This window comes from Bacillus sp. NEAU-Y102 (genome assembly GCF_054788175.1).
Genome location: NZ_JBTWFK010000003.1, coordinates 211,709 through 237,430, shown reverse-complemented (window position 1 = coordinate 237,430; position 25,722 = coordinate 211,709). Strand labels below are relative to the sequence as shown.

Genomic DNA, 25,722 nt, shown 5'->3' with positions numbered 1-25,722 from the left:
TATTTTTCGTAAAATAATAAAAGAGGTATCACCCTGTAGTGATGCCTCTTTCTCATTGATAACTATGTTTTGCCTTGTTATTCAATTTTGCTTGCTCTATTTGCAATTCACGCTCTACCAATCGATCTAATTGCTGAATAGCTTTAAGTGCTTTTTCATAAGAAATCGTTCTATAATGATGAGCTCCGCCTGGTTCTTCATCTGCTTCGTCTGCCCATTTAATAATGCTTTGAAGAGATGTTCTTTCAATTTCTTGTTCCACTAAGAAAGAATCTGTATGCAGAAGAATCGCGATAGAAATTTCTTTTGCTAGTTTTGGATGTTCTCCCAATCTAATAAGCAATTTATGTGCTCTTTCTGCACCTTTAATTGCATGGATATCATTCTTTTTATATAAGTCATAGTCCCATTCGCCGCCTGTGTACCACGTATGATGTCCGATATCATGAAGGAAACCGGCTTTTGTCGCAGCATCGACTGAGGCGTGGTGCTTTTTAGCTAAGTGAAACGCATGGTAAGCGACAGCGATCGCGTGGACCATTCCGGAACGGTTTACGTATTTTTGTGTAATGTGATGTTTAAAAACTTGTTCAAGCGTAATACGGTGCATAAAACATTCACTCCTTTTATCTAATGATGTATACGAAGAAAAATCGATCGGTTTAAATGTATTTTGAACATTGTACTCCATCATAGTTCGTTAGTAAAGTAGAAATGTTTAGGAGAAGAAAAATTTTTTTCGTAAAAAAATCACCTTAGCTTATGCGAAGGTGATTTTCAAATTGCTTATTTTTTTAATCCTTGCTCTAGTGTTTCTAACATTTCGTGCTTTTCATTTTCATCAGCGTTTTTCCAAATGACTTCAAATAAGACGCCAAGACCTGGAAGCATTTTTTCTTCACCGCTTTGAATTGCATCGACAATTGTTTCTTGTAATTGATCTTGTGAATTACCAGATACATTCGCTAATACGGCACCGCGTAAATTAAAACTCATTGTTTTCACCTCTTCTTCAGAATTGAAACTGACGTTAGTTTTTGTTCTTTTTTATGTAAATATGTATGAAAAATAGGCTATAATGATAAGACAAGAAGAGAGGGAACTACATATTATGAAAAACATTGATTCAGTACAAAATCCGCGTGTAAAGCAGTGGAAAAAGCTGCAAACGAAAAAAGAACGCGATAAAAAAGGTTTATTTTTTGTAGAAGGATTCCACTTAGTCGAAGAAGCTTTGAAGGCAGGAATTGTAACAGAACTTATCGTTTCAGATCAGACAGACCTTCCGAAAGATTGGACAGTTAATGATGTAGAAATGTATATCGTGCCTGAGGCTATTGTAAAAATACTTCGTGAAACAGAAACGACGCAAGGTGTATTTGCTGTTTGTGAGAAGCATGAGAAAGAAGTAGCTCTTACTGATGGGAAATTCCTTTTATTGGATGGACTGCAAGACCCAGGTAATTTAGGAACAATTATTCGTACAGCTGATGCAGCTGGTATTCACGCCGTTGTGCTTGGAGAAGGTTGTGTTGATGTTTACAATAGTAAAGTACTCCGCTCTACACAAGGTTCTATTTTCCGCTTGCCAATTGTAAAAGGGAACTTAGAAGAATGGGTAGACAAGTTAAAAGAAAATAACGTTCCTGTATATGGAACAGCTCTTGAAAATGGAGTTCCGTATGGTGAGGTAACTCCGGCCGGAAGTTTTGCATTAATTGTTGGAAATGAAGGAAATGGCGTACGCCAAGAAATTCTTACAAAAACGGATCAAAACTTGTATATTCCGATTTACGGCGGGGCAGAATCATTAAATGTTGCGGTTGCAGCAGGGATTTTAACGTATTATTTACAAAGCCCAGTTGCGAACAAATAAAAAACTTCTTATAATAAGTTGAAGTACATTATATTAAAAGTTAAATAACGAAAAACGTTGATAGAGAAGAGTAGCTTACAAAATCGCCATATAGGGAGAGAGTGCCGTAGACTGAAAGCATTCTTATGGTAGACGGAAGTGAATTCACCTCTGGAGTTGACGCCAGGACCATGTATATGTAAAGGCGTTCCGGTCAGAATTGATCGTTATAACTAATGAGTGGGCAGACTTGTTCTGTCAATTTAGGGTGGTACCGCGAATTTACCTCGTCCCTTTTTGGGAGCGAGGTTTTTTTATTTTTAAAATTAGGAGGGTTCCAAAATGGAAGCACGTTTAAAAGAGCTAAAGCAAAAAGCGTTAGAGCTTATTGAAGAAGCGAAAGAGCTAAAGGGCTTAAACGACGTACGCGTAGCGTATTTAGGAAAAAAAGGTCCAATTACAGAAGTATTACGCGGCATGGGAAAATTATCAGCAGAAGAGCGTCCACGTATGGGAGCATTAGTGAATGAAGTACGTGAAGCGATTCAAACGCGTCTAGAAGACAAAATTAGCAACTTAGAAAAAGCAGTAATTGAAGCGAAATTAGCTACGGAAACAATTGATGTTACATTACCAGGTCGTCCTGTTGAAACAGGTTGTCACCATCCGTTAACAGCTGTTGTTGAACAAATTGAAGATGTATTCATCGGTATGGGTTATGAAGTAGCTGAAGGAACAGAAGTAGAAAAAGACTACTACAACTTCGAAGCACTAAACTTACCGAAAGATCACCCAGCACGTGACATGCAAGATACATTCTACATTACAGAAGAAACGTTACTACGTACACATACATCTTCTGTGCAAGCACGTACGATGGAAAATAATAAAGAAAAAGGCCCAATCAAAATTATTTGTCCTGGTAAAGTGTATCGCCGCGATGATGATGATGCGACGCATTCACATCAGTTCATGCAAATTGAAGGCCTTGTAATTGATAAAAACATTCGTATGAGTGACTTAAAAGGTACACTGCAAGTATTCGTGAAAAAGATGTTCGGTGAAGATCGTGAAATCCGTCTTCGTCCAAGTTTCTTCCCATTCACAGAGCCATCTGTAGAGATGGATATTTCTTGTATGATGTGTCATGGCAAAGGTTGCGGCACTTGTAAAGGAACTGGCTGGATTGAAATTCTAGGCGCAGGTATGGTTCACCCGAACGTACTTGAAATGGCTGGTTATGATTCAAAAGAATATCAAGGTTTCGCATTCGGTATGGGCGCAGAGCGTATCGCAATGTTGAAATACGGCGTAGATGACATTCGTCATTTCTATACAAATGATGTACGTTTCTTACAACAATTCAAACGAGCGTAAGGGAAGGAGAGGATAAATATGTTCGTATCATATCGTTGGTTACAAGAGTATGTAGATATTAAAGATGTAACAGCACAAGAACTAGCAGACAAAATCACGAAAAGTGGTATTGAAGTAGAAGGTGTTGAAGTATTAAATAAAGGTGTAAAAGGTGTTGTAGTTGGTCACGTATTAGAATGTGAAAAACACCCTGAAGCTGATAAATTAAGCAAATGCTTAATCGATATCGGTGAAGAAGAGCCAGTTCAAATTATTTGTGGAGCTGCTAACATTGCAAAAGGTTTAAAAGTACCAGTTGCAAAAGTTGGTGCTGTGCTTCCTGGTAACTTCAAAATTAAAAAAGCAAAACTACGTGGTGAAGCTTCTCACGGTATGGTTTGTGCTCTTCAAGAGCTTGGCATTGATGGAAAGTTAGTTTCAAAAGAATATGCAGATGGTATCTTCATCTTCCCAAGTGACGCTGAAGTTGGTGCAGATGCACTTGAAATTTTAAACTTACACGATGAAGTACTTGAGCTTGGTTTAACACCAAACCGTGCAGATTGCTTAAATATGTTAGGTGTTGCATATGAAGTGGCTGCTATTTACGGCCGAGAAGTAAAACTTCCAGCTATCGAATTACAAGAAACAGCAGAAAAAACTTCTGATTATATTTCTGTAAATGTAGAAGCGAAAGAAGAAAACCCATTATACATTGCAAAAATGGTTAAAAACGTAAAGATTGGTCCATCACCAATGTGGATGCAAACTCGTCTTATGGCAGCTGGCATTCGTCCAATTAGCAACGTAGTTGATATTACAAACTACATTTTAATGGAATACGGTCAACCGTTACATGCATTCGATTACGATAAATTAGGTTCAAAAGAAATCGTTGTTCGTCTTGCAAAAGAAGGCGAAAAAATTGAAACGTTAGATGATCAAGAGCGTACATTACAAAATCACCACCTTGTAATTACAAACGGAACAAAAGCTTTAGCTGTTGCTGGTGTAATGGGCGGAGCGGATTCTGAAGTTACAAATGAGACAGTAAACGTTCTAATTGAGTCTGCATACTTTGCAGGTCAAACAGTGCGTCGTACATCAAAAGACTTAGGTCTTCGTAGTGAATCAAGTGCACGTTTCGAAAAAGGCATCGACCCAACACGTACATTTGAAGCAATTCAACACGCAGCTGCTTTAATGGCGAAATATGCTGGCGGTGAAGCACTTGAAGGTGTAGTAGAAGCTGATAACTTACAAGTACAAGAGCGTACAGTATCTGTTACTGCTGAAAAAGTAAACCGTGTATTAGGTACAAATATTTCTGCGAGTGAAATGGGTACAATGTTCGCGAACTTGAAATTTCCATTCACAGAAGTAGAAGGAACATTCCATGTAAATGTACCAGCACGTCGTCCTGATATTACAATTTCAGAAGACTTAGTAGAAGAAGTGGGCCGTCTATACGGTTATGACCACATTCCAGTTACATTACCTTCTGGAACGATGACTCGTGGTAAATTAACATCAGCACAAACGAAACGTCGTAAAGTACGTCGCTTCTTAGAGGGTGCTGGTTTATATGAAGCAATCACGTATTCATTAACGAGCGCTGACAAAGCGAAACAATACATGATTGAGCCAAACGAAAAGGCACCTGTAAACCTTGCACTTCCAATGAGTGAAGAGCGTAGCCAACTTCGTTTAAGCTTAGTGCCACAATTGCTAGAAGCAGTTTCATACAATGTTGCTCGTAAAAACGACAGCGTTGCTTTATACGAAGTAGGTTCTATCTTCTTACCAACAGAAGCAGGAGAACTTCCGAAAGAAGAACAACACCTTGCAGGTGTTATGACAGGTCTTGCTCTTCACCATGCATGGCAAGGTGAGAAGAAAGTAGTAGACTTCTTCGTTGTGAAAGGTGTACTAGAAGGACTATTCGACGTACTTGGCGTTTCAAACCAAATCACATATGCACCAGCGAAACGTGAAGGTATGCACCCAGGTCGTACAGCTGACATCGTATTAGATGGCGAAGTAATTGGTTTCATCGGTCAATTGCACCCAGAAGCAGAAAAACAATTAGATGTGAAAAATACATTCGTATTTGAACTATCTCTTGTAAAAATATTCGGTGCAGACGCTGAAGAAACTTACTACTCAGCAATTCCGCGTTTCCCATCTATGACACGTGACATGGCTGTTGTAGTAACAAAAGAAACAAAAGCTGGTGAAATGAAGCAAGTCATTGCTGAAGCTGGCGGAGAACTTTTGAAAGACGTAACACTATTCGACTTATACGAAGGTGAAAAAATGGAAGAAGGCAAGAAATCACTTGCATTCTCTATGACTTACTTCGATGCAGAACGTACGTTAACAGATGAAGAAGTAACAGAAGCGCATAACCGTGTATTAACAACGGTAGAAGAGAAATTTGGTGCGGAGTTACGTAAGTAATTAGAAAATTGCCGGATTCATTCCGGCAATTTTTTTATTGCACAATCGTCGACAGATGTCGGTAAGTCGATATATTACAAAAATCGCTTATATATTTTATGGCATCTTGCATCTTTCTCTCGAATGTAGTACATTAATTTTAGTTTAACAAAATGAAAGACGATGATAAGGAAAAGTAGTATATACTATAATCCAAAGCGAGTCAGGGGCGGTGAGAGCCTGATGAGGCGGTATATGTGAAGAACACCTTGGAGTTGCTAACCGAAATTGAATCTTGTATTCAAGAGTAGACTTAGACGGGAAGCCGGCCTGTTACAAACCGGGAAGTATGTATTACATACGAGTTAAAGTTGGTCTTTATGACAAATTGGGTGGTACCGCGAAGTTTAACCTTTCGTCCCTTTATGGATGAAAGGTTTTTTTGTATTTAAATATATCAGCAAAGGAGAATTTCACTATGGAAAACACATTAGTAAAAAGTCTGTATAGAGATACAGAAAAGTATGCAGGTCAAACAGTACAAGTATCAGGGTGGATTCGTAATTTACGTGATTCAAAAGCATTTGGTTTCATCGAATTAAACGACGGTAGCTTTTTCAAAAGCGTTCAAATCGTTTTCGATACAGAATTAGAGAACTTTAAAGAAATTGCAAAGCTTCCACTTAGCTCTTCAGTGAAAGTAGAAGGTAAAGTAATTGCAACGCCTGGAGCGAAGCAACCATTTGAAATTAAAGCAGAAAAAATTGATATCGAGGGCTTATCAGATTCTGATTACCCACTTCAAAAGAAGCGTCATACGTTTGAATACTTACGTACAATCGCTCACTTACGTCCAAGAACAAATGCATTCTCTGCAACGTTCCGCGTACGTTCTATCGCAGCATTTGCGATTCACCAGTTCTTCCAAGAGCGTGGATTCGTACATGTTCACACACCAATCATCACTGGTAGTGATACAGAAGGTGCTGGCGAAATGTTCCGCGTAACAACACAAGATTTAAACAACGTACCAAAAGGTGAAGCCGGACAAGTTGATGAGTCAAAAGACTTCTTCGGTAAAGAAACAAACTTAACAGTAAGTGGACAGCTGAACGCTGAAGCGTATGCATTAGCATTCCGTGATGTATATACATTCGGACCTACATTCCGTGCAGAAAACTCAAACACAACTCGCCACGCTGCTGAGTTCTGGATGGTTGAGCCTGAGATTGCATTCGCTGAGTTAGGCGATGTAATGGATCTTACAGAAGATATGCTGAAATATGCAATGAAATATGTATTAGAGCATGCACCAGAAGAAATGGACTTCTTCAACAGCTTCGTTGATAAAACAGTTCTAGAGCGTATGAACAACGTGATTAACTCTGACTTCGGTCGCATCACATATACAGAAGCAATTAAAGTACTTCAAGAATCAGGTGCTGACTTCAAGTACCCAGTAGAATGGGGTATTGACTTACAAACAGAGCATGAAAGATACTTATCAGAAGAAATCTTCAAACGCCCTGTATTCGTAACTGACTACCCGAAAGACATTAAAGCGTTCTACATGCGTATGAATGAAGATGGAAAAACAGTAGCTGCTACTGACCTTCTAGTTCCTGGCATCGGCGAATTAATCGGCGGAAGTCAACGTGAAGAAAGAATGGACGTTTTAGTAGACAGAATTAAAGAATTAGGTATGAACGAAGAGGACTACTGGTGGTACTTAGAACTTAGAAAATACGGCGGTACAAAACACGCTGGATTCGGTCTAGGTTTCGAGCGCTTCCTAATGTACATCACTGGTATGGCTAACATCCGTGACGTAATTCCATTCCCAAGAACTCCAGGTTCTTCTGAGTTCTAAAATATGAAAAAAGCGAGAGGATTTCCTCTCGCTTTTTTGTTTGCATAGTTTATGACCCCGTAGCAAAAAGTAACGCGAAGGGGTGAGTATAAAATGAGTAAAAAAGTGAAAAAAGATCATTCAAGATCGAGCCTAGGTTCTCCGGAAGTAGAAGGACAAGGAACGACGACACATGAAACAGGTTCTCATAAGGTATCTTCATCTAATAAGAAGCAGAAACAAAGCTAACATAAAAAAGGAGAGTCTTAGGGGCTCTCCTTTTTATGTATTACATCTTGTTATCGTTAATCTCTTTTGTAATTTGATCTATGTCTTTGTCTAATCGATCTAAATAGAAAAACCATAGTAAACTCATGAACACGTGATAGATGGCCATAACGCTAAGGGGCTATCAGATATGTTTTCGAATGTGGATTTAGTAGTGAAGAAAGTGCCCCAAACAGTAGAAATAATGAAGTAAGAAAGTGGACCTACGAGATGTACGAAAACATATAATAACTTTTTCACTTTTACAGCGTTTATATAAATTCCCTCCTTTAAATTATTGAATGCAGGCTTTTCACTTAGTATCTGAATGTTTTCTCTAATTTTGAACTGTCTTTCGTGTGGATCGCCTAGTAAAATATTTAGAATCATTTGTAGAAGTAGAAATGGGAACCCTCTCTTATGTTGGGATAATCTGTATATAATAATTGTAACAAAGATGTAAGGATAGTAGTAGGTGAAACAAAAAACAGGAGTTTGTAGGCTCCTGTTTTTGTCGATACTATTTTAATAAGCGAAACGCCTTCTCCGTATTAGCGAAATGCAGTTTCACAAACTCGGGTAATCGTTCTTTACCAAGCTTTTGAATTAATTTAGCTGCAGCAATATCAACTTGTTTACCAGCACCTTTTGGAAGTGGCATACCAGCTTTTTTGCTTAGTTCGTCAAACTGTTTTACGAATGAGTAGCGAGCTAAAATAGAAGCAGCGGCTACTGCTAAATGGACGCTTTCACCTTTCGTCGCGAAATAAACATTTTCACGCTGTACCTGTTTTTGTTTTGCTAAATATTTATAGTATGTATCAGGTTGTGTGAATTGATCGATTAAGACGCCTTCAGGTTTTGTAGGTGCCATTTTACCTAATAAGTTTGTAATAGCTTTATTATGTAGCAAGGCTTTTAGCTTACCTTGGTTGTTTCCTTTATCAAATAGCTCGTTATATTTTTCATTATGAAGGACAAGAGAGCTGTAAGGAACAACATGTAGAAGTTGTTTCGCAATGGCAGTAATTTGATCGTCATTTAAGTTTTTAGAGTCTTTTACACCAAGTTCTTTTAGTAGTGGAATTTGCTTTGCATCTACATATACAGCAACGACTGTCATCGGTCCAAAGAAATCTCCCGTACCAACTTCATCAGACCCTACAATAGACATTGTACTGATGGAAGCAGGCGGTGCATAACGATGTGAATCGACAGTTTTTTTTACAGCTGTTTTGGTTGTTTGAGAGACAGTTTGCCAACGAGAAGCTTCTGCTTCAGCGCGGCCTCCTTGGAACATTACTTTTCCAGATTTATACGCTGTAATCGTGCAAGATGGTACCTTTGCCATGAAGATCCCGCCTTGCGGAGTTTTCGGGCTAAGCGAATGTTTATATTGTTGTTTCATGTCTTCAATTACTGTAGAATTTGTTTGAATTACGATAGAATTTGACATAATGGTCGCCCCTTTTTTTATATTGTTATTTTTATCATATCGGATTGTTCTTTCTGTTTCCATATTATGAAGGTTCATGGTATGATAAACTTTAGGATTCTGTACGTGATTGGAGGCCGGTGAGTTGTCACAACAAAAGGGAAAGAAAAGTCGAATTAATGTAGAAATCTATGGTCAACAATATTCAGTTGTTGGCGATGAAAGTACAAGTCATATCCGCATGGTAGCAGCGATTGTGGATGATAAAATGCGCGAACTCAATGCCAAGAATCCTTCGCTTGACACGAGTAGACTAGCGGTATTGACGGCGGTAAACGTCATACACGATTACATAAAATTAAAAGAAGAACATGAGAAATTGAAAGAAAGTATGACAAAAAAAGGAATGGAATAACATGATTGATATTATTATCATTTTACTGCTTGTTATGGGATTTTTCCTCGGCTTACGCAGAGGGTTTATTCTGCAACTTGTAAAGTTAACAAGCTTTATTATCGCATACCTTGTTGCATACTGGTACTGTAAAGATTTAGCGCCAGCACTTGCGAAATTTATTCCGTATCCATTTGATAAAAACGTATCTGTTCCAGAATGGATTGATGCAAATAATATTGAGACAGTATTTTATCAAGCGCTTGCGTTTATCATATTGTTTATTATCACTAAAATTGCACTTTCATTACTTGGTAATTTGTTAAATATGTTTGCAGAAATACCGGTTTTAAAGCAAGTAAATGCGTTTGCGGGGGCAATCCTCGGATTTTTAGAAGTATATATTATTTTGTTTGTCTTAATTATCATTGGAAACATACTTCCGATTGAACAAGTACAAACACCATTACAAAAATCATCAATTAGCAAAATAATTGTAGACGATACACCGATTCTATCTGAAAAGGTGAAGGAACTATGGCAGACAGGTAGCAGAGTATAACTTCTCTTTTTTCGGAAAGAGAAGTTTTTTTCTATGAAAGAAAGGCGGGGCAATGATGAAAGTAAATAAAAAACAAGTTATCAAATTATTAGAGACAATCGGGCTTTTTATGGAACTAAAGGGTGCGAATCCATTTAAAATATCTGCATTTCGTAAAGCGGCAGCAGCATTAGAAAGTGACGATCGTAGTCTTTCTGAAATTGAAGATTTCACAAAGATTCCAGGCATCGGAAAAGGAACAGCAGCCGTTATTCAAGAATATATAGAATCGGGAACATCTGAAGTATTACAAGAACTTGAGAAAGAAGTACCAAGTAGCTTATTGCCGTTATTAAAACTACCAGGTCTTGGTGGTAAGAAGGTAGCTAAGTTATATAAAGAACTTGGTGTTGTTGATATGGAATCGCTAAAAGCTGTTTGTGAGGAAAATAAAGTACAGGCTTTAGCAGGTTTCGGTAAGAAGACAGAAGAGAAAATATTAGAAGCAATCGATCAAGTAGGCTCTCGTCCAGAGCGTTTACCAATTGCGATGGTATTGCCTATTGCCGGGGAAATAGAGGAGAAATTGTCGAATATTGCTGAAGTAATTCGTTTCTCTCGCGCTGGTAGCTTACGCCGCGCGAGAGAAACAGTGAAAGATTTAGATTTTATCATTGCAACGACAGAACCAGCAGCGGTACGTGAGCATTTACTACAATTCGATAATATGATTGAAGTAATCGCAAGTGGAGATACAAAAGTTTCTGTCCGTCTTCAATATGAATATGATATTTCAATTGATTTTCGTTTAGTAAAACCAGAAGAGTTTATTACAACTCTTCACCATTTCACAGGATCAAAAGACCATAACGTAAAAATGCGTCAAATCGCAAAAGATAAAGGCGAGAAAATTAGTGAGTACGGTGTAGAAAACTTGGAAACAGGTGAAGTGAAAACATTTGAGAATGAAGAAGACTTCTTCGCTCATTTCGGTCTGCCATTTATTCCGCCAGAAGTGCGTGAAGATGGAAAAGAAATTGAATTAATTAAAGAGTATCCGAACTTAATTCAGTTTTCCGATATACAAGGTGATTTACATATGCATACAACTTGGAGTGACGGTGCTTTTTCTATTGAAGAAATGGTACAAGCGTGCCGTGCTCGTGGATATAAGTTTATGGCGATTACTGATCACTCGCAATATTTGAAAGTAGCGAATGGTTTAACGAAAGAGCGTCTTCGTGAGCAAGCGAAAGAAATTGAACGTATGAATGAAAAGTATCCAGACATTACAATTTTACGCGGAATTGAAATGGACATTTTACCAGATGCCTCGCTTGATTTTGATGATGAAGTATTAGAAGAATTAGACTATGTCATTGGAGCGATCCACTCTAGCTTCTCACAAGACCGTGAAACGATTATGAAACGTCTGCGTACTGCACTTGAGAATAAACATGTCACAATGATTGCTCATCCGACAGGACGTCTTCTCGGGCGCCGTGAGGGTTATGATGTAGATACAGATTTATTAATTGAACTCGCAAAAGAGACAAATACAGTTTTAGAATTAAATGCGAATCCGAACCGTCTAGATTTAAGCGCGAAATTATTAAAACAAGCACAAGATGCTGGTGTAAAAGTAGCGATTAATACGGATGCTCATACACTTGAAATGTTAGAAGATATGGAAACAGGTGTAGCTGCAGCACGTAAAGGTTGGATTCAAAAAGATAACGTGATTAACACGTGGGATATTGAACGTTTATTAGACTATATTAAACGTAATAAGTAACACAAGGGGGACCTGCAACATGTTAGAAAGAACGTTGCGTGTATTAGAATACAATAAAGTAAAAGAACAATTACTTGAACATACAGCCTCTTCACTTGGCCGTGATAAAGTGAAGCATTTAGTGCCGAGCACTGATTTTGAAGAAATTGTAGAAATGCAAGATACAACGGATGAAGCAGCGAAAGTCATTCGTTTAAAAGGTAGTGCACCATTAGGTGGCATTACGGATATTCGTTCAAATGTGAAGCGTGCAAAGATTGGAAGCATGTTAAGCCCGAATGAACTACTTGATATTGCGAATACGATGTATGGTAGTCGCAATATGAAACGTTTCATTGAAGATATGGTTGATAATGGTGTCGAGCTTCCGATTTTAGAAACTCATGTCGCTCAAATTGTATCTTTATATGATTTAGAAAAGAAAATTACAAATTGCATCGGTGATGGCGGTGAAGTAGTCGATAGCGCGAGTGATAAACTGCGTGGTATTCGTACTCAAATTCGTACTGCGGAAAGTCGTATTCGTGAAAAGTTAGAAAATATGACGCGTTCTTCAAACGCGCAAAAGATGCTGTCTGACTCGATTGTAACGATTCGTAACGAACGTTACGTAATCCCAGTAAAACAAGAATACCGCGGCGTATATGGTGGTATTGTTCACGATCAATCTGCTTCTGGACAAACGTTATTTATTGAACCGCAAGTCATTGTAGAATTAAATAATGCACTACAAGAAGCACGAGTGAAAGAAAAACAAGAAATTGAACGTATATTATTAATGTTAACAGAAGAAGTGGCAGTAGAAGCCGATATCGTTTTATCAAACGTAGAAGTAGTTGCAAATCTTGATTTCATCTTTGCGAAAGCTTTTTATGCGAAGCGAATTAAAGCAACGAAACCAATCGTAAATAACGAGCGTTATATGGATTTAAGACAAGCTCGTCATCCGCTAATCGATCCAGAAATTATTGTGCCAAATAACATTATGCTAGGTAAAGATTTCACGACAATTGTTATTACAGGACCGAATACAGGTGGTAAAACAGTTACGCTGAAAACAGTTGGTATTTGTGTATTAATGGCGCAATCTGGTCTTCACATTCCAGTAATGGATGAGTCAGAGATTTGTGTATTTAAAAACATCTTTGCTGATATTGGTGATGAGCAGTCGATTGAACAAAGCTTAAGTACGTTCTCCTCACATATGGTGAACATTGTAGATATTTTAGAAAAAGCTGATTTTGAAAGCTTAGTTTTATTTGATGAATTAGGTGCTGGAACAGACCCGCAAGAAGGTGCTGCACTAGCAATTTCGATTTTAGATGAAGTATGTAACCGCGGTGCTCGTGTTGTTGCTACGACGCATTACCCAGAATTAAAAGCATACGGATACAACCGTGAGCAAGTTATTAATGCGAGTGTTGAGTTTGATGTAAATACATTAAGTCCAACTTATAAATTATTAATCGGTGTACCAGGTCGCAGTAACGCCTTTGAAATTTCAAAGCGCCTTGGATTATCTGATCGCGTTATTGATCAAGCACGTAACCACATTAGTACAGATACAAATAAAATTGAAAATATGATTGCGAAGTTAGAAGAAAGCCAGAAGAACGCAGAGCGTGACTGGAACGAAGCAGAGGCACTTCGCAAACAATCTGAGAAACTTCATCGTGAGTTGCAACGTCAAATTATTGAGTTTAACGATGAGCGTGATGAAAAACTATTAAAAGCGCAAAAAGAAGGGGAAGAAAAAGTCGAAGCTGCGAAGAAAGAAGCAGAAGGTATTATTCAAGAACTTCGTCAATTGCGTAAAGCACAGCTTGTAAATGTGAAAGATCATGAGCTTATTGAAGCGAAGAGCCGTCTAGAAGGAACAGCGCCAGAGCTTGTGAAGAAACAAAAAGTAAACGTGAAAAATACTGCGCCGAAGCAACAGTTACGTGCAGGCGATGAAGTAAAAGTATTAACGTTCGGTCAAAAAGGTCAATTACTTGAAAAGGTAAGTGATACAGAGTGGAGCGTACAAATCGGTATTCTGAAGATGAAAGTAAAAGAATCTAACATGGAATACATTAACACACCGAAGCAAACAGAGAAAAAAGCAGTCGCAAGTGTGAAGGGTAGAGATTACCACGTTTCATTGGAACTTGATCTTCGCGGTGAACGTTATGAAGATGCAATGATGCGCGTTGAAAAATATTTAGACGATGCCCAGCTTGCAAGTTATCCTCGTGTATCAATCATTCACGGTAAAGGAACAGGAGCGCTTCGCCAAGGTGTACAAGATTACTTGAAGAAGCACCGCGGCGTGAAGAATTACCGTTACGGTGACATGGGCGAGGGAGGCCTAGGCGTAACAGTTGTCGAATTAAAATAGCAAACAACGAAACAAAGGGGAAACCATTATATGTTTATGGACAAACTTGCAAAAGTATTGTTAGCTTGTTGTGGAATATTTTTGGTGATTGGGGTTATTTATTTAGTTGTTTTTGCGAATTGAAAAAGCGTCAATCGTGGCATAATGATATTGCCATAGATTGACGCTTTTAATATATGTGAAAAGGAATAAAACATGAAAATCAACCAATACATAAGCGAAGCAAAATCCTGCTCAAGACGTGAAACAGATCGCCTCATTAAAGCTGGACGCGTGGCTATTAACGGCGAAATATGTACGCACGGTGCACTCGTGAGCGATGGTGATGTAGTAACGATTGATGGGCAGGTTATTGCAAAAGAAGAGAAAGAGAAGGTGTATATAGCCTTTCATAAGCCGGTCGGAATTACTTGTACAGCAGCCGATCATATTGAAGATAATATTATTGATTATATCAATTATCCAGAGCGAATCTTTCCAGTTGGGCGATTAGATAAAGCATCAGAAGGACTTATCTTATTAACGAATGACGGTACGATTGCGAATCAAATTTTACATGGTGATCATGAGCACGAGAAAGAATATGTTGTCACAGTCGATAAACCTTTTACGGACTGGTTTATTAATGAGATGTCCAGCGGTGTAAAGATTAAAGATGGTATGACGAAGCCGTGTAAAGTGACGAGAGTCGATCAATCAACATTTCGTATCATTTTAACGCAAGGGATGAACAGGCAAATTCGTAGAATGAGCCGTGCTTTCGGGTTTACTGTAATAAAGCTAAAGCGAGTACGCATTATGAATATAGAGCTAAATGAGCTTGAAGTAGGAAAGTGGAGGAGCGTTACATCGGAGGAATTAGACATTCTAATAGATCAGTTATAGGGAGGAAAAGTTTTCTCCCAATATTTTTTTGTCAGAAAAAATAAAACTATTGATTTTTTAAAAAATAGCCCATATAATAAAAAACAACAAGTTTCGACAAGATATTTTATAAAAGTAATGATGAGGACATGAGTTGTATTTTACGATTCTCAGAGAGGGGAGCCTTAGGCTGTGAGCTTCCTAATACGAAAAGACAAGCTTACCACCTCTAAACTTCAAGAGTGAACTGCATGCATGATGCATTGTAATTCTTGGCGGATAAAACCGTTATCAATTTACACGAGCTATAAAATGAGCTTATTTCGTTATAAATTCATTTTATTAGAATAAGGGTGGAACCACGATTTCAACACTCGTCCCTTTGTTAGGGACGGGTGTTTTTTGCGTTCTTTTACGGGGAAGTGTGCTTGAAAGAGGATATGTGACGGATTCTTTTTCAGAATATTTTGTCAATTAATTATTTTAGGGGGTTAGTAGAAATGAAATCATCTTTAAAGTTTTCAGAGATGTTTGCAATAAGTTTAATGTTATTTGCACTGTTTTTTGGTGCAGGTAATATGATTTTTCCACCAGCGTTAGGGCAAGGTGCTGGAACGGACGTATGGATCGCGCTGTTTGGTTTTATTGTAACAGGCGTTGGACTACCTTTATTAGGCGTAATTGTTATAGCTTTAAAGGGAGATATTAATGAGCTAGCAGGACGTGTACATCCTATATTCGCACTTGTTTTTATCACTGCCATTTATTTATGTTTAGGCGTATTCGTAAGTGTGCCGCGTACAGGAACAGTAGCTTATGAGATGAGTGTTGCACCGTTTTTACCAAGTGAGATAGCAGGTCAGTCATATCCACTTGTTATCTTTACACTTATTTTCTTTGCAGTAACTTTCTATTTAGCTTTAAATCCTTCGAAATTAGTGGAGCGTATTGGTAAAGTGCTAACTCCAATATTATTAGCTGTTATTGCAATTATCGTAGGTAAAGCACTTATTACACCAATTGGAGAATTTGGTGCACCGACAGAAGTGTATAGTGCTCCTCTCTTCAAAGGATTTATTGATGGATATTTAACTTTAGATGGACTTGCAGCACTTGTATTCGGAAATGTTGTAATTCATGCGTTAAAAGAAAAAGGCATTACAAATAAAAATAGTATTGCAAAAGTAACAATCTTTGCAGGATTTATTGCAGCGCTTGGTCTACTACTTGTGTATTTAGCGCTTGCTTATCTTGGAGCTTCTAGTGTGTCACTTGGAATGGGCGCAAACGGAGGAATTATTTTAACAAATGTGGTGAATCATTTATTTGGCAGTTACGGAACTTTATTACTAGGGATCGCAATTACAGCAGCGTGTTTAACAACTTCTGTAGGTATTGTTGCAGCTTGTGGTGATTACTTCTCTTCCTTATTACCAAAGCTTTCTTATCAAAAAGTCGTTTTCATTTTCTGTGTATTAGCATTTATGGTAGCAAATCTTGGGTTAACTCAGTTAAATGCATTAGCATTACCAATCTTAATCGCTATTTATCCAATTGGAATCGTACTTATCGTATTATCACTTGTTGAAAACTACGTTCGTCTTCCATTAGCGATGTATGTGGGGGGGATTGTAGGAGCATTTGCAATCAGTTTCTTTGATGGATTACACAATGCAAACCTTCAAATTGCAGCGCTAGCACCTATTTTAGATAAGATTCCATTATATAGTGTAGGAATTGGTTGGTTAGTTCCAGGCATAATCGGTATAGGATTTGGTTATATAGTTTCTAAGTTTCAAAAGCAGGAAATTGCTGTAGAAAAATAGAGAAAAGAGGCTTTCTATAATAGAAAGTCTCTTTTTTTGTAGAAAAAGCCATATATAGAGAAATTCAGATATTAAAAATTTTATACGTAATATAGTTGACAAAAAATTTATGAGTAGGCTAAGATTGACTTAGTTGTGGAAATATTGGAAGGGAAGTGAGGGATAAGGGGTTTCTATAACTATAGTGTTGTTATGGGAAGAGGTGAAAGAAGAGGCGAAGAGATAGTTTATTTTTTTTGATTTATATTGAGAATGATAATCAATAAAAAAGTTTTATAATTTTTTCTCAGTTTCTATGCCTTTGTATAAGGAATAGGGTGAGATATTATTTTTAATATTCAATGAGAATGATAATCAATAATACTTATGTTACATAAAAGAATGCTAATTAAATAATAGGTAAAAGAGATTATTTTTTTCTTATAAATTGAGAATAATTATCATTTTCAAAAAGTGAAATGAAAGATAACCAAGGAGGAAACAAGAAAAATGAAAAAGGTTTCTGTATTACCCGCTTTTATTATAACGTTCGTATGTATGCTAGCTTTTCTTGTAATGCCATACGGAAATGCTTCAGCAAAACTAGCTGATGGTACTTACGATATTAATTACGTAATTCAAAAAGCGGAAAATGATTCAGCTTCAATGGCAAATGACTATTTTGAAAAGCCAGCAAAATTAGTAGTGAAAAACGGTGAGATGAGAGTACAAGTTCCGATGAATCATAGTGCTTGGATTACAGAATTTAAAGCACCAGAGAACGGGGATTTTGTTGATGCGAAAGTTGTTAGTAAAGATGAATCGGCAGATAAAAGAACAGTAGAGTTTAAAGTAGATGATTTATCCAAACCGGCAGCTGTAAAAATTCATGTTGTTGTACCAAATGCAAACTATGACCACCACTACACAATTCGTTTTGCTTTTGATGCAAATGTAAAAGCTGTAGGTGGCGATAACGACATAGCTGCTACTACAAAAAATAATGATCAAGCGAAAACAGATACACAAGTAAAAGAAGAGAAAACAAAAGTAGAGAGTAAGGAAACAGCTAAAGAAGTGAACAAAGAAACAAAAAATGAAAATGGAAAAGCTGAAAAAACAGATAATCCAAAAACAGGCGATGAAGCACGTATTGGATTGTTTGCAGCGTTAATTCTTATTTCAGGTGCTTTCTTAATTCGTAAAGTGAAGTTGAGTAAATAAATCTTTTGAAGGGTGATGAATATATGTTTAAACAATTTAAAATGATTATTGCCGTATTTGCTGTTTTATTTACGTTTATCGCAACACTAGGTTTACAAGATGCAAAGGCTGCTACAAAACTAGCTGATGGAAAATATAATATTGCTTTTACTGTATGGAAAGGCGATAAAGATGAATCGTCTAGAATGAATAGTTATTTTGAAAGCCCAGCAACATTAACAGTTAAAAATGGAAAACAATATGTTTCATTTAAAGTGAAAGATAGTGCTTCTATTAAAAGTTTCCAAGTAGAAAAAGATGGTCAATTTGTAGAAACAACCGTGTTAAGTGAAAACAAAAAAGATAATACTAGAGTTGTAGAATTTGAAGTTGCTGACTTGTCAAAAAAACTAAATGGCAAGGTGAAAATTAATATTCCAATTATTAATTATAATGCTTCGTATGATATTCGCTTTGTATTTGATGGGAATAGTATTAAATAATTTTCAAAAGGGAGAGTCGTTCCATTGAACAGGTATACAAAAATTATTGTTGCTATGTTTTTAATGATATTTACATTCGTATCAACATTACAACCACTTGCAGTTCAAGCAGCTACCAAGTTGGCTGACGGTGAATATTCAATTGGCTTCAAAGTTTTAAAAGATACATCAGATGAAGAATCAATGATGAATCAATATTCAGTAAGCCCGGGAACTTTAAAAGTGAAGGATGGGAAAAAGAAAGTATCCTTTACATTAACAAATAGTTCATGGATTACGAAGTTTGAAACAGAAAAAGCAGGTAAGCTAGTTGCGACAAATGTAATTAGTGAAGATAAAGAAAAAGATACAAGAGTAGTAGAATTTGATGTAGAAGATGTAGAGAAGGTATTAAATGCAAAAGTAAAAGTAGATATTGATTTTTTAAATTATCATCATGAGTACGACGTTCGTATTGCATTTGATCAAAATAGCATTACACCAATTCATGTAGAAAAACCAAATGAAAAAGAGGACCCAGCTAATAAGCCAGATCCAAATGAAACTACCGATCCAGGTCAGAAGCCCGACCAAAAGCCTGACCCAGATCAACAACCAAATTCTAACACAATTACAGATGGTGCGTACAGCATTCCATTTAAAGTATTAAAAGATCAAACAGATGAAGAATCTAAGATGAATACTTACATGGTAAATCCAGGAGTATTAAAAGTAGAAAACGGTAAGAAAAAAGCAATTGTAACACTAAAAAGCAGCTCATTAATTAAAAATTTCCAAACGGAAAAAGATGGCGCATTTGTTGATGCAAAAGTAGTGAGTGAGGATAAGGAAAAAGATACAAGAGTAGTAGAGTTTGAAGTAAACGATTTATCTAAAAAACTAAATACAAAAGTATTTATCGAAATGGCATCAAGAAATTATAAGCAAACGCATGATGTACAACTTTTATTTGAACAAGATAAACTTGAACAAATTAAAAATGAAGAGAAACAACCAGAAGTAGAAAAACCAGAAGTAGAAAAACCAGAAGTAGAAAAACCAGAAGTAGAAAAACCAGAAGTAGAAAAACCAGAAGTAGAAAAACCGGAAGCAGAAAAACCAGATGAAAATAAAAAACCAGATGCTGAAACAATTAAAGATGGTGAATACAGCATCAATTTTAAAGCGTTAAAAGATCAAACAGACGAAATTTCAATGATGAACACATATACAAAAAGTCCAGGTGTGCTAAAAGTAAAAGATGGTAAGAAGTATGTATCATTTACGTTAACGAACAGTTCTTGGATTACAAAATTTGAATTTGAGAAAAATGGTTCGTTTGTTGATGCAAATGTAATAAGTGAAGATAAAAAAGCTGATACACGCGTAGTGGAAGTAGAAGTGCCAGATTTATCGAAAAAGTTAAATGCAAAAGTAAAAGTAGATATCGATTCAATGAATTATCACCATTTTTACGATATTCAATTTGCATTTGATAAAGGTAGCATTAAGCCGTTAGATAACCAAGGTGGAAACGACAATCAAGGCGGAAACGACAATCAAGGCGGAAATAACAACCAAGGCGGAAACAACAACCAAGGTGGAAATAACAATCAAGGCGGAAACAACAACCAAGGTGGAAACGACAATCAAGGCGGAAATAACAACCAAGGTGGAAATAACAACCAAGGCGGAAATAACAACCAAGGTGGAAACGACAATCAAGGTGGAAACAATAACCAAGATAATAACACAACAATTGATCCAAAAGCTCTTAAAGATGGTGAATACAGCATTGGCTTTAAAGTGTTAAAAGATCAAACAGATGAAATCTCAATGATGAACACATACACAAAAAGCCCAGGTGTATTAAAAGTAAAAGATGGTAAGAAATACGTATCGTTTACATTAACAAATAGTACATGGATTACGAAATTTGAATTTGAGAAGAATGGTTCTTTCGTTAATGCAAAAGTGTTAAGTGAAAATAAAGAACAAAATACAAGAGTAGTAGAAGTAGAAGTAAACGATTTGTCTAAAAAATTAAATGCAAAAGTAAAAGTAGATATTGATTCAATGAATTATCACCATTTCTACGATGTTCAATTTGTATTTGATCAAGACAGTATTAAAGCTTTAGGGAACCAAGGTGGAAACGACAACCAAGGCGGAAACGACAACCAAGGCGGAAACGACAACCAAGGCGGAAACGACAACCAAGGCGGAAACGACAACCAAGGCGGAAACGACAACCAAGGTGGAAATAATAACCCGAGAGTAATAGTTGATCCGAAAAATTTAGTAGATGGCCAATATGATATTACATTTAAAGTATTAAAAGATAAAACAGATGAAATTTCAAAGATGCATGACTATGTTGTAAATCCAGCGAAATTAATCGTAAAAGATGGTAAAAAATACATTGAGATGAAGCTGAAAAATAGTGCGTGGATTACGAAATTCCAAACGGAAAACAAGGAACTATTCGCTGATGCGAAAGTAGTAAGCGAAGATAAAAATGCAAATACGCGAGTAGTACAGTTTGAAGTAGAAGATCTATTTAAAAAATTAAACGCAAAAGTAAAGGTAGACATCGATGAGATGAACTATCATCATTTCTACGATGTACAAATTCAATTTGATACAAATAATATCGGCGCGTTAGGAACTATTAAAGAGGAACCGAAGAATGAACCGGAAAATCCAGTGACTACACCGAAAGTAGATAATGTAAAAACAGTAGGTACTCCTGATTTTAACCGAAATGCAGATGGTCAGAAGAAAAAAGAAGATACAAAAAATGATTCAAAAAAAGAGAAAAACTCAAAAACTGCAGATACAGCACAACTTGGTTTATATATGGTGTTACTGCTAGGTTCACTTGCTTTACTAGTTCGTAAATATAGAGCAGGTAGATTGTAATTTTTGGAGTCTTGATGCATGTTCGCGTGCATCAAGACTTGTTTCATATTGTATGGAAGGGAGTGGTGATTGAGAGTGAAGAAAATCGTAAGTGTACTAATGGCTATCATTTTGTTAATGAGTATAGCCGGGTGCTCGTCACCAAAAAAAGAAACAGCAAAGCAGGTAAAGAGTGAGAGTAAAGAGCGCGTTGTTGCAACAACAGTGGCTGTTACTGAAATTATGGATGCGTTAGAAGTAGATTTAGTCGGTGTTCCAACAAGTTCTAAAACTTTACCGAAGCGATATAAAGGTTTACCTGAAGTTGGGAATCCAATGAGTCCAGATATGGAAAAGGTAAAGTCATTAAAGCCTTCAGAAGTGTTATCTGTGACAACACTTGAATACGAATTAAAGCCAGTTTTTGATGGTGTGGGTATGAAAGCAAACTTTTTAGATTTAACGAGTTTAAAAAATATGCAAAGTTCTATTAGCGATTTAGGTAAGAAATATGGACGTGAAAAACAGGCTGAAGCAGTAGTAACTAAGTTAGATAAAAAGGTTGCTAGCATTCAAAAGGAAGTAAAAGGAAAGAAAGAACCGACAGTGCTTATTTTATTAGGTGTGCCGGGAAGTTATTTAGTAGCAACAGAGTATTCTTATATTGGAGATTTAGTAAAACAATTAGGTGGTAAAAATATTGTGCAAGGTGAACAAGTAGAATATTTAGCTTCTAATACAGAGTATTTAAAGAAAGCTGATCCAGATATTATTTTACGAGCAGCTCATGGTATGCCTGATGAGGTTGTAAAAATGTTTGATAAAGAATTTAAAACAAATGATATTTGGAAACACTTTGCTGCGGTTAAAAATAACCGTGTTTATGATTTAGAAGAGCGTTTATTTGGAACGACAGGCAATTTAGCAGCAATTGAAGCTTTAGATGAATTGAAAAAAATGATGTATCCGTGATGCATTTTAATATAAAGGAAGAGTAGAATGAATAAAAAAACTTGGAGTTTCCTCATTGTTACTGCATTGCTCATTGTTATGACATCATTGTCAGCGATGAAAGGGAGTTTAGAAGTAGGTATTGTTGAACTTGTACAAGGGATATTTATAGGTGGAAATGAAGATGTTGAAGTCATTAAAGATTTACGTTTCCCTCGTATTATTATTGCGCTGTTCACTGGAGCGGCTCTTGCTGTTTCAGGGGTGCTTTTTCAAGCTGTTATGAAGAATCCACTCGCTGATGCTGGGGTAATCGGTATATCTTCAGGAGCAAGTTTTATGACACTCGTTATTATTACTTTGTTCCCGCAATTCTTTTTCTGGACCCCCGTATTCGCCTTTTTAGGTGGTGCGCTTGCGTGTTATCTCGTTTATTCGTTTTCATGGAAGTCAGGGTTAAGCCCACTTCGCATTATTTTAATTGGTATTGCCATTAATGCGATGTTTACTGGATTAAATGAATCATTCGTTACGATTTGTGGGTATTTTATTAAAAGTATTAAGCAAACGACGACTTCTAACATAACAATGAAGACGTGGGGCGATGTAGAAATAATGGTGACTTATGGAACGATTGGTCTTATTCTTGCTCTGTTCGTAGGAGCTTGGTGTAACTTATTATCGCTACAAGATAAGACTGCGAAAAACTTAGGCTTGCACGTGACGAGAGTTCGTCTTATTATTTCTGCCATTGCAGTACTCTTAGCGGCAGTATCAACAGCGATTGCAGGTGTTATTGCTTTTGTAGGATTGCTAGTTCCGCATATTTCAAGACAATTGGTCGGTTCAGACCATAAAGTATTAATTCCATTTTCTGCTCTTGCAGGGGCGTTATTAATTTTGACGGCGGATACGATTGGAAGGTTAATTGTGCCACCTAATGAAATTCCAGCAGCAACAATTATGGCGGTTATTGGTGGTCCATTCTTAATATTCTTGCTTAGAAAGAGTGATAAAGTTGATGGAAATTAAAAATGTAACCTTTTCATATGATAACGTAACAAATCGTTTAAAGTCTGTTAGTAGTGAAATAGAAATTGGGAAAATTACAACAATCATTGGCCCGAATGGATGCGGGAAATCAACATTACTTAGTGTCATGTCTAGAAATCACGTTCCTAGCAGTGGAGAAGTAATACTTGATGGGAAAGCGATTAGTGAATATAAACCGAAAGAGTTTGCTAGAAAGCTAGCAGTTGTCCACCAACAAAATGAGGCTCCAGCAGATATTACAGTGGAAAAGCTAATAAGCTTTGGGCGTATGCCATATAAAAATATTTTCTCTCCGCAAACAGATGAAGATAGAGAAGCGATAGAGCGTGCACTAGTATGTACGAATTTACAAAGTAAGCGTGATAAGCCAATCTATGCTTTATCCGGTGGAGAGAGGCAGCGAGTTTGGATCGCAATGACATTAGCTCAAAATACACCAATGCTTTTCTTAGATGAACCGACAACCTATTTAGATATTTACTATCAGCTAGAAATATTAGAATTAGTGAAAGAGTTAAATGAAGTGTATGGATTAACGATTGTAATGGTATTACATGATATTAATCAAGCCATTCGTTATAGCGACCATATTATCGTTATGAAAGATGGAGAGATCATTACGAAAGGTAATCCTAATGATGTAATAACAGAAGAGATGGTTAAAGCAATATATGGTGTAGATGTCATTGTAAAACAGGATGAAGATACTGGATTGTATATGGTACCTATGGGAATCTAAAGGCTGAGTATAATCCGTTTTGAGGTGATAATTTGAATAGCAAGAACGGACGGAAAAAGAATTCTTTTTTTCAACGCATACTTACAATTGTGTTTTTAGGAATCTTTTTCTATTCAATGTATGAGTTGGGTGGGATTTTCATGGATTATTATGAAAATCGTAAAGTAATGGCTGAGGCACAACATATTTATAAAAGAAGTCCAATGGAAGAAAAATCGGAAGACGGAGAGGTACGTAAACAGTTTCAGGATCTCCAGAAAATTAATCCAGAGATAGTCGGATGGATTACGATGGATGATACACAAATTAATTATCCAATCGTTCAAGCAAAAGATAATGATTACTATTTATTTCGTAATTATAAAGGTGAAGATATGAGAGCGGGAAGCATTTTTATGGACCATCGTAATGATGTGAAATCTCAAAATCGAAATACGATTTTATATGGCCATCGTATGAAAGACGGTTCTATGTTTGGTAGTTTAAAAAAAATGTTGGATGAAGACTTTTTCATGTCCCATCGTAAATTATATTACGATACATTATTTGAAGGATACGACGTTGAAGTTTTTTCAGTATATACGACAACAACGGACTTTTATTACATTGAAACGGATTTTGAAAATGATGCAGTATATACATCGTTCTTAAAGGAAGTTCAAGAAAAATCACTGTACAAAACGGATACGGAATTGACGGCTAATGATGAAATCGTAACACTTTCTACTTGTGACTATGCGCTTGATCCAGAGGCTGGAAGGCTAGTTATACACGCAAAGTTAGTAAAAAGAAATTAAAGAAAAAAGTATAGAATATGAGAAGTGATAGATAACGCTTCTCATATTCTATACTTTAAAAAAGAACTGTTTTTACTGTGCTGCAGCCATTGGCATACGTACAACTTTTACATCATAGTAAGCAATTTTATTATCAAGAATATATTCTGGCATTCCACCTTGATGTGAGTGAGCATCTTTAAATGCGGCGCTCTTTGTCCAACCTTGGAAATCTTCTTTTGCATTCCATCGAGTGCTAATTGTTACCTCATCATAATCAACTGTATTTTGCGTTAAAAGAACTTCTAGACCTAAAAAGCCTGGCATCGTTTCAACTTTACCTACTTTATTAAAACGCTCAATTAATTTATGTCCATTTCCCTTTGTAATTTTAGCTGTATTTGTAACAATAATCATGTTTATTCCTCCTATAAATGTAGCTATATTTTCAAGAACTCATATACATTAAATGATAATGAAAATCATTATCATTGTCAATGGTAAATGTGAAATATATAATTTTTTTCTATTATTTTGGACAGTGAGATTTCCATTTCAAAACGTAGTAAATATGTGGCGGTTAAGTGCGAGAATGAGCGAGTTGTACTAGCAAAGCAATAATATGGTATAGTGAAAC

The 25,722-nt window shown here is 36.5% G+C and carries 22 protein-coding genes, 1 pseudogene and 3 other annotated features; of the genes and pseudogenes, 18 read left to right on the top strand and 5 right to left on the bottom strand.

The annotated features are described in order from the left end of the window. Positions 1 to 52: 52 nt before the first annotated feature. Together ACYFX0_RS10580 and sspI are read right to left on the bottom strand one after the other, a co-directional pair. Positions 53 to 610: an HD domain-containing protein gene (locus ACYFX0_RS10580; RefSeq protein ID WP_000554806.1), complete on the bottom strand. Its 558-nt coding sequence runs from the start codon at positions 608 to 610 to the stop codon at positions 53 to 55. A 176-nt stretch (positions 611 to 786) separates the two neighbouring features. After that, complete coding sequence (sspI, locus tag ACYFX0_RS10575) at positions 787 to 996, bottom strand: small acid-soluble spore protein SspI (protein WP_000009509.1); 210 nt, start codon at positions 994 to 996, stop codon at positions 787 to 789. A gap of 82 nt (positions 997 to 1,078) precedes the next feature. On the opposite strand from sspI, the gene ACYFX0_RS10570 reads away from it, so the two are divergent. The 5 genes from ACYFX0_RS10570 to ACYFX0_RS10550 all read left to right on the top strand — a co-directional run bounded on the left by ACYFX0_RS10570 (position 1,079) and on the right by ACYFX0_RS10550 (position 7,748). Continuing rightward, positions 1,079 to 1,876 carry a TrmH family RNA methyltransferase gene (locus ACYFX0_RS10570; RefSeq protein ID WP_003309975.1) on the top strand — a complete coding sequence of 266 codons (798 nt, stop codon included), beginning with the start codon at positions 1,079 to 1,081 and terminating at the stop codon, positions 1,874 to 1,876. A 48-nt stretch (positions 1,877 to 1,924) separates the two neighbouring features. Next, positions 1,925 to 2,153 (top strand) — a binding site (T-box leader). A gap of 44 nt (positions 2,154 to 2,197) precedes the next feature. Beyond that, entirely contained in the window at positions 2,198 to 3,232 is a 1,035-nt protein-coding gene (pheS, locus tag ACYFX0_RS10565) for a phenylalanine--tRNA ligase subunit alpha (RefSeq protein ID WP_000388222.1), read from the top strand. 18 nt (positions 3,233 to 3,250) lie between these two features. Further along, positions 3,251 to 5,671 (top strand): phenylalanine--tRNA ligase subunit beta, encoded by a 2,421-nt coding sequence (gene pheT / locus ACYFX0_RS10560; protein WP_016077227.1) that lies wholly within the window; start codon positions 3,251 to 3,253, stop codon positions 5,669 to 5,671. A gap of 153 nt (positions 5,672 to 5,824) precedes the next feature. After that, positions 5,825 to 6,076, top strand: a binding site (T-box leader). Positions 6,077 to 6,128: 52 nt separating this feature from the next. After that, positions 6,129 to 7,520, top strand: coding sequence for an asparagine--tRNA ligase (gene asnS, locus ACYFX0_RS10555; protein ID WP_016077228.1), 1,392 nt, complete (start codon positions 6,129 to 6,131; stop codon positions 7,518 to 7,520). Positions 7,521 to 7,613: 93 nt separating this feature from the next. Beyond that, entirely contained in the window at positions 7,614 to 7,748 is a 135-nt protein-coding gene (locus ACYFX0_RS10550; RefSeq protein ID WP_000039593.1) for a YuzL family protein, read from the top strand. 40 nt (positions 7,749 to 7,788) lie between these two features. Here ACYFX0_RS10550 and ACYFX0_RS10545 read toward each other — a convergent pair. Both ACYFX0_RS10545 and rnhC read right to left on the bottom strand, forming a co-directional pair. After that, positions 7,789 to 8,042 (bottom strand): annotated as a pseudogene (locus tag ACYFX0_RS10545) (hypothetical protein). A 244-nt stretch (positions 8,043 to 8,286) separates the two neighbouring features. Then, a complete protein-coding gene (rnhC, locus tag ACYFX0_RS10540) occupies positions 8,287 to 9,222 on the bottom strand; it encodes a ribonuclease HIII (RefSeq protein WP_460270431.1) in 936 nt (311 codons plus the stop codon). A 124-nt stretch (positions 9,223 to 9,346) separates the two neighbouring features. Here rnhC and zapA point away from each other — a divergent pair, with 124 nt between their 5' ends. From zapA to srtB, 13 genes are all read left to right on the top strand, one after another. Then, complete coding sequence (gene zapA / locus ACYFX0_RS10535; RefSeq protein ID WP_000082701.1) at positions 9,347 to 9,616, top strand: cell division protein ZapA; 270 nt, start codon at positions 9,347 to 9,349, stop codon at positions 9,614 to 9,616. Position 9,617: 1 nt separating this feature from the next. Next, on the top strand, positions 9,618 to 10,157 hold the full coding sequence (locus ACYFX0_RS10530; protein ID WP_000565409.1) for a CvpA family protein: 540 nt from the start codon (positions 9,618 to 9,620) through the stop codon (positions 10,155 to 10,157). A 55-nt stretch (positions 10,158 to 10,212) separates the two neighbouring features. Then, a complete protein-coding gene (polX, locus tag ACYFX0_RS10525) occupies positions 10,213 to 11,931 on the top strand; it encodes a DNA polymerase/3'-5' exonuclease PolX (RefSeq protein ID WP_000867523.1) in 1,719 nt (572 codons plus the stop codon). 19 nt (positions 11,932 to 11,950) lie between these two features. Next, positions 11,951 to 14,311 (top strand): endonuclease MutS2, encoded by a 2,361-nt coding sequence (locus ACYFX0_RS10520; RefSeq protein WP_000893725.1) that lies wholly within the window; start codon positions 11,951 to 11,953, stop codon positions 14,309 to 14,311. Between the two features lie 195 nt (positions 14,312 to 14,506). Continuing rightward, positions 14,507 to 15,196, top strand: a complete 690-nt coding sequence (locus tag ACYFX0_RS10515; RefSeq protein WP_000700740.1) for a 23S rRNA pseudouridine(2604) synthase RluF — start codon at positions 14,507 to 14,509, stop codon at positions 15,194 to 15,196. A gap of 108 nt (positions 15,197 to 15,304) precedes the next feature. Beyond that, positions 15,305 to 15,560: a binding site (T-box leader), on the top strand. Between the two features lie 115 nt (positions 15,561 to 15,675). Further along, complete coding sequence (gene brnQ6, locus ACYFX0_RS10510; RefSeq protein WP_106081811.1) at positions 15,676 to 17,001, top strand: branched-chain amino acid transport system II carrier protein BrnQ6; 1,326 nt, start codon at positions 15,676 to 15,678, stop codon at positions 16,999 to 17,001. 489 nt (positions 17,002 to 17,490) lie between these two features. Next, positions 17,491 to 18,204, top strand: a complete 714-nt coding sequence (gene isdC / locus ACYFX0_RS10505; RefSeq protein ID WP_106081810.1) for a heme uptake protein IsdC — start codon at positions 17,491 to 17,493, stop codon at positions 18,202 to 18,204. Between the two features lie 23 nt (positions 18,205 to 18,227). Next, positions 18,228 to 18,686, top strand: a complete 459-nt coding sequence (locus ACYFX0_RS10500) for an NEAT domain-containing protein (protein ID WP_000476164.1) — start codon at positions 18,228 to 18,230, stop codon at positions 18,684 to 18,686. Between the two features lie 24 nt (positions 18,687 to 18,710). After that, a complete protein-coding gene (locus tag ACYFX0_RS10495; RefSeq protein WP_460270426.1) occupies positions 18,711 to 21,587 on the top strand; it encodes an NEAT domain-containing protein in 2,877 nt (958 codons plus the stop codon). A 69-nt stretch (positions 21,588 to 21,656) separates the two neighbouring features. Beyond that, on the top strand, positions 21,657 to 22,538 hold the full coding sequence (gene isdE / locus ACYFX0_RS10490) for a heme ABC transporter substrate-binding protein IsdE (protein WP_042595929.1): 882 nt from the start codon (positions 21,657 to 21,659) through the stop codon (positions 22,536 to 22,538). Between the two features lie 27 nt (positions 22,539 to 22,565). After that, positions 22,566 to 23,549: a FecCD family ABC transporter permease gene (locus tag ACYFX0_RS10485; protein WP_106081808.1), complete on the top strand. Its 984-nt coding sequence runs from the start codon at positions 22,566 to 22,568 to the stop codon at positions 23,547 to 23,549. Further along, positions 23,539 to 24,309, top strand: coding sequence for an ABC transporter ATP-binding protein (locus tag ACYFX0_RS10480; protein ID WP_000403765.1), 771 nt, complete (start codon positions 23,539 to 23,541; stop codon positions 24,307 to 24,309). Before ACYFX0_RS10485 ends, ACYFX0_RS10480 begins: the two co-directional genes overlap by 11 nt. Before the next feature lie 32 nt (positions 24,310 to 24,341). Further along, positions 24,342 to 25,106, top strand: a complete 765-nt coding sequence (srtB, locus tag ACYFX0_RS10475; RefSeq protein ID WP_137073237.1) for a class B sortase — start codon at positions 24,342 to 24,344, stop codon at positions 25,104 to 25,106. Between the two features lie 72 nt (positions 25,107 to 25,178). Here the strand turns inward: srtB and isdG are convergent, their stop codons facing one another. Continuing rightward, positions 25,179 to 25,502 (bottom strand): heme oxygenase, encoded by a 324-nt coding sequence (gene isdG / locus ACYFX0_RS10470; RefSeq protein ID WP_000587818.1) that lies wholly within the window; start codon positions 25,500 to 25,502, stop codon positions 25,179 to 25,181. Between the last annotated feature and the right edge of the window lie 220 nt (positions 25,503 to 25,722).

What these genes read in the sequence shown, in the direction of transcription:
- polX (WP_000867523.1), top strand. Translation starts at nt 10,213, where the DNA reads ATGAAAGTAAATAAAAAACAAGTTATCAAATTATTAGAGACAATCGGG.
- rnhC (WP_460270431.1), bottom strand. Translation starts at nt 9,222, where the DNA reads ATGTCAAATTCTATCGTAATTCAAACAAATTCTACAGTAATTGAAGAC.
- isdC (WP_106081810.1), top strand. Translation starts at nt 17,491, where the DNA reads ATGAAAAAGGTTTCTGTATTACCCGCTTTTATTATAACGTTCGTATGT.
- pheS (WP_000388222.1), top strand. Translation starts at nt 2,198, where the DNA reads ATGGAAGCACGTTTAAAAGAGCTAAAGCAAAAAGCGTTAGAGCTTATT.
- ACYFX0_RS10480 (WP_000403765.1), top strand. Translation starts at nt 23,539, where the DNA reads ATGGAAATTAAAAATGTAACCTTTTCATATGATAACGTAACAAATCGT.
- ACYFX0_RS10485 (WP_106081808.1), top strand. Translation starts at nt 22,566, where the DNA reads ATGAATAAAAAAACTTGGAGTTTCCTCATTGTTACTGCATTGCTCATT.
- ACYFX0_RS10520 (WP_000893725.1), top strand. Translation starts at nt 11,951, where the DNA reads ATGTTAGAAAGAACGTTGCGTGTATTAGAATACAATAAAGTAAAAGAA.
- ACYFX0_RS10580 (WP_000554806.1), bottom strand. Translation starts at nt 610, where the DNA reads ATGCACCGTATTACGCTTGAACAAGTTTTTAAACATCACATTACACAA.
- ACYFX0_RS10500 (WP_000476164.1), top strand. Translation starts at nt 18,228, where the DNA reads ATGTTTAAACAATTTAAAATGATTATTGCCGTATTTGCTGTTTTATTT.
- ACYFX0_RS10570 (WP_003309975.1), top strand. Translation starts at nt 1,079, where the DNA reads ATGATAAGACAAGAAGAGAGGGAACTACATATTATGAAAAACATTGAT.
- asnS (WP_016077228.1), top strand. Translation starts at nt 6,129, where the DNA reads ATGGAAAACACATTAGTAAAAAGTCTGTATAGAGATACAGAAAAGTAT.
- brnQ6 (WP_106081811.1), top strand. Translation starts at nt 15,676, where the DNA reads ATGAAATCATCTTTAAAGTTTTCAGAGATGTTTGCAATAAGTTTAATG.
- pheT (WP_016077227.1), top strand. Translation starts at nt 3,251, where the DNA reads ATGTTCGTATCATATCGTTGGTTACAAGAGTATGTAGATATTAAAGAT.
- ACYFX0_RS10515 (WP_000700740.1), top strand. Translation starts at nt 14,507, where the DNA reads ATGAAAATCAACCAATACATAAGCGAAGCAAAATCCTGCTCAAGACGT.
- sspI (WP_000009509.1), bottom strand. Translation starts at nt 996, where the DNA reads ATGAGTTTTAATTTACGCGGTGCCGTATTAGCGAATGTATCTGGTAAT.
- ACYFX0_RS10530 (WP_000565409.1), top strand. Translation starts at nt 9,618, where the DNA reads ATGATTGATATTATTATCATTTTACTGCTTGTTATGGGATTTTTCCTC.
- ACYFX0_RS10550 (WP_000039593.1), top strand. Translation starts at nt 7,614, where the DNA reads ATGAGTAAAAAAGTGAAAAAAGATCATTCAAGATCGAGCCTAGGTTCT.
- isdG (WP_000587818.1), bottom strand. Translation starts at nt 25,502, where the DNA reads ATGATTATTGTTACAAATACAGCTAAAATTACAAAGGGAAATGGACAT.